Annotated in this window: 1 protein-coding gene and 1 pseudogene; one reads left to right on the forward strand and one right to left on the reverse strand. The window is 72.5% G+C overall.

Annotated features, from left to right (window positions below):
• Positions 1-94: pseudogene (locus ACFWR9_RS42535) on the forward strand (hydrolase); the annotation flags it as partial.
• A gap of 1 nt (position 95) precedes the next feature.
• Here ACFWR9_RS42535 and ACFWR9_RS42540 read toward each other — a convergent pair.
• Entirely contained in the window at positions 96-3,020 is a 2,925-nt protein-coding gene (locus ACFWR9_RS42540) for an FAD-binding and (Fe-S)-binding domain-containing protein (protein WP_383853019.1), read from the reverse strand.
• Between the last annotated feature and the right edge of the window lie 68 nt (positions 3,021-3,088).

Below are 3,088 nucleotides of genomic sequence, written 5' to 3' on the forward strand. Positions count from 1 at the left end.
GACCGTCGACGAACCCGGCGCCATCCGCAACATGCTCGCCCTCGGCGTCGACGGCATCATCACCGACTACCCCCAGACCCTCACCCAGCGCTGAGTCAGGGCCGGGTCGCCCGGTCCAGTTCGATCAGGACCGAGTGGTACGCGCGTCCCGTCGCCCGGTCCATCCCGATCTCGCACATGCGGTTGGCGGAGAGATGGGCGTCGTAGTCGCGCGAGGTGACCTCGGCGGCCTCCTTCGCCGTCGCGGACGCCGTCAGCTCCTTGTGCAGCATGCCCCGGTCACCGGCGAAGGCGCAGCATCCGGCGTCGTCCGGAACGACGACCTCGTCGGCGACCGCCTGGGCGACCTCGCGCAGTTGCTCCACGTCGTCCAGGTGCTGCATCGAGCACGTGGGGTGCAGCACCGCCGAGCGGGCCGTGCGCCGGATCGTCAGCCCGGGCAGGAGTTCCTCGGCGGCCCAGACGACGGAGTCGACCACCGTCAGGTGCCGGTGCAGTTCCCGGTTGGCTTCGGTGAGGTAGGGGACGACCTCGTCCGCGATGCCCAGCGTGCAGGACGAGGCGTCCACGACCAGCGGGAGCCGGCCGCCCCCGGTCCAGGCCCAGGCGGCCTCGACGACGCGGTTGGCCATCACGGTGTTGGCGTCCTCGTAGCCCTTGGAGTGCCAGATCGTCGAGCAGCAGGTGCCGGCGACGTCGTCCGGGATCCAGACCGGTTTGCCGGCGCGGGCCGAGACGTCGACCAGGGCCTGCTGGAGCGAGGGGGTGTCGTCGCTCTCGGGGCCGCCGAAGATGCGGTTGACGCAGGCGGGGTAGTAGACGGCCCGCGCGTCCGCCTTCGCGGTGCGGGGCACGGCGCGGGTGGCCGCGCCGGGGATCTCCGGCAGCCATTCGGGCACGAGGTCGGGGCGTACGGCCTTGCGGGCGAGCCCGGTGGCGGCCGTCAGCAGCCGGTCGGTGATCCGGTCCGCCGCGCCGACCGCCAGGCGCGCCGACGTCTCGACGGCCTTGAACCGCCTCGCGGTGAGCGCGGCGATCCGCTCCTCGCGCGGGGAGTGCCGCTGGTGCCGGAAGTCCTTCATCATGGCGCCGGTGTCGATGCCGACGGGGCAGGCGATGCGGCAGGTGGAGTCGCCCGCGCAGGTGTCGACGGCGTCGTAGCCGTAGGAGGCGAGGAGTTGCTCCTCCACCGGTGAGCCGTCCGGTTGGCGCATCATCTCGCGGCGCAGCACGATCCGCTGGCGTGGGGTGGTCGTGAGGTCGTGGCTGGGGCAGGTGGGTTCGCAGAAGCCGCACTCGATGCAGGGGTCGGCGACCGCTTCGATGCCGGGGATCGTCTTGAGGCCGCGCAGGTGGGCCCTGGGATCCCTGTCCAGGACGATCCGGGGGGCCAGGACGCCGTCGGGGTCGACGAGTTGCTTCGTGCGCCACATCAGCTCGGTCGCCCGCGGTCCCCACTCCAGCTCCAGGAACGGGGCGATGTTGCGTCCGGTGGCGTGCTCCGCCTTCAGCGACCCGTCGAAGCGCTCCACGGTCATCCGGCAGAAGTCGTCCATGAACGCGGCGTACCGGTCGACGTCGGACGCCTTCGACGCGTCGAAGGCGAGCAGGAAGTGCAGGTTGCCGTGGGCGGCGTGACCGGCGACGGCCGCGTCGAAACCGTGGTCGGCCTGGAGCCGGAGCAGGTCCTCACAGGCGTCGGCCAGCCGGGAGGGCGGGACCGCGAAGTCCTCCGTGATCAGTGTGGTGCCCGCCGGCCGGGAGCCGCCGACCGCGGTGACGAACGCCTTGCGGGCCTTCCAGTATCCCGAGATGACCTTGGCGTCGCGGGTGAACTCGTTGGTCACGGAGGGGACGGGCGCGACGAGGCTGAGCCGCTCCAGGACCCCGGCCGCCGCCCGCTCGTACACCTCTTGGCCCGCCTCGTCGGGCGCCCGGAACTCCACCAGCAGCGCCGCGGTCTCCCGCGGCAGGCCGGCCCAGTCCGCCGGCACGCCCCGCACGCTCACCGAGGCGCGCAGCGTGTTGCCGTCCATCAGCTCGACGGCCAGGGCCCCGGCCCCGTTGAAGAGGGGCACGGCCGCCGCCGCGGCGGTCAGCGAGGGGAAGAAGAGCAGGCCACTGGTGACCCTGCGGTCCAGCGGCACGGTGTCGAACACGACGTCGGAGATGAACCCGAAGGTGCCCTGCGAGCCGACCATCAGACCGCGCAGGATCCGCACGGGCGTGGCGCCGTCCAGGAAGGCGTCGAGCCGGTAGCCGTTGGTGTTCTTGATCTCGTACTTGGCGCGGATGCGGGCCGTGAGTGCCGTGTCCGCCTCGATCTCCGCCTTGAGGGCCAGCAGGCCCGCGCACAGTTCCGGCTCGGAGCGTGCCAGCTTCTCGTCCGCGTCCGGGTCGGCGGTGTCGACGACGGTGCCGCTCGGCAGCACGAAGGTCAGCGAGTTGAGGGTGCGGTACGAGTTGCGGGTGGTGCCGGCGGTCATGCCGGAGGCGTTGTTGGCGACGACGCCGCCGACGGTGCAGGCGATGGCGCTGGCCGGGTCGGGGCCCAGGACCCTGCCGTACCGGGCGAGGGTCGCGTTGGCCCGCATGACCGTGGTGCCGGGCCGGATGCGGGCCCGCGCGCCGTCGTCCAGGACCTGCACGCCGGTGAAGTGGCGGCGGACGTCGACGAGGATGTCCTCGCCCTGGGCCTGGCCGTTCAGGCTGGTGCCGGCGGCGCGGAAGACGAGGTCGCGGCCGTGGGCGCGCGCGTACGCCATGATCGCGGAGATGTCCTCGGTGGTCTCGGGCAGGACGACGACCTGGGGGACGAACCGGTACGGGCTGGCGTCGGAGGCGTACTTGACCAGGTCGGAGACCTTCCAGCGGACCTTCTCCGGACCGAGCAGTGCGGTCAGCTCCGTGCGGAGCCGCTCGGGCGTCCCCGAGGCGCCTCGGTCGGGGACCCGGTCGGCCGCGGCGGCGCGGCCCGGTCCCGGTCGGAGGCTGTCCGGCTTGGGCTCCAGCAGGGGCATGACGTTCGTCTCCCACACGGTCTCGGTCGGTGCTGATCAGCGTACGACTGCGAAGGGCTCGCGTGCCC

This window comes from Streptomyces sp. NPDC058534 (genome assembly GCF_042717365.1).
Classification (GTDB): domain Bacteria; phylum Actinomycetota; class Actinomycetes; order Streptomycetales; family Streptomycetaceae; genus Streptomyces.

What these genes read in the sequence shown, in the direction of transcription:
- ACFWR9_RS42540 (WP_383853019.1), bottom strand. Translation starts at nt 3,020, where the DNA reads ATGCCCCTGCTGGAGCCCAAGCCGGACAGCCTCCGACCGGGACCGGGC.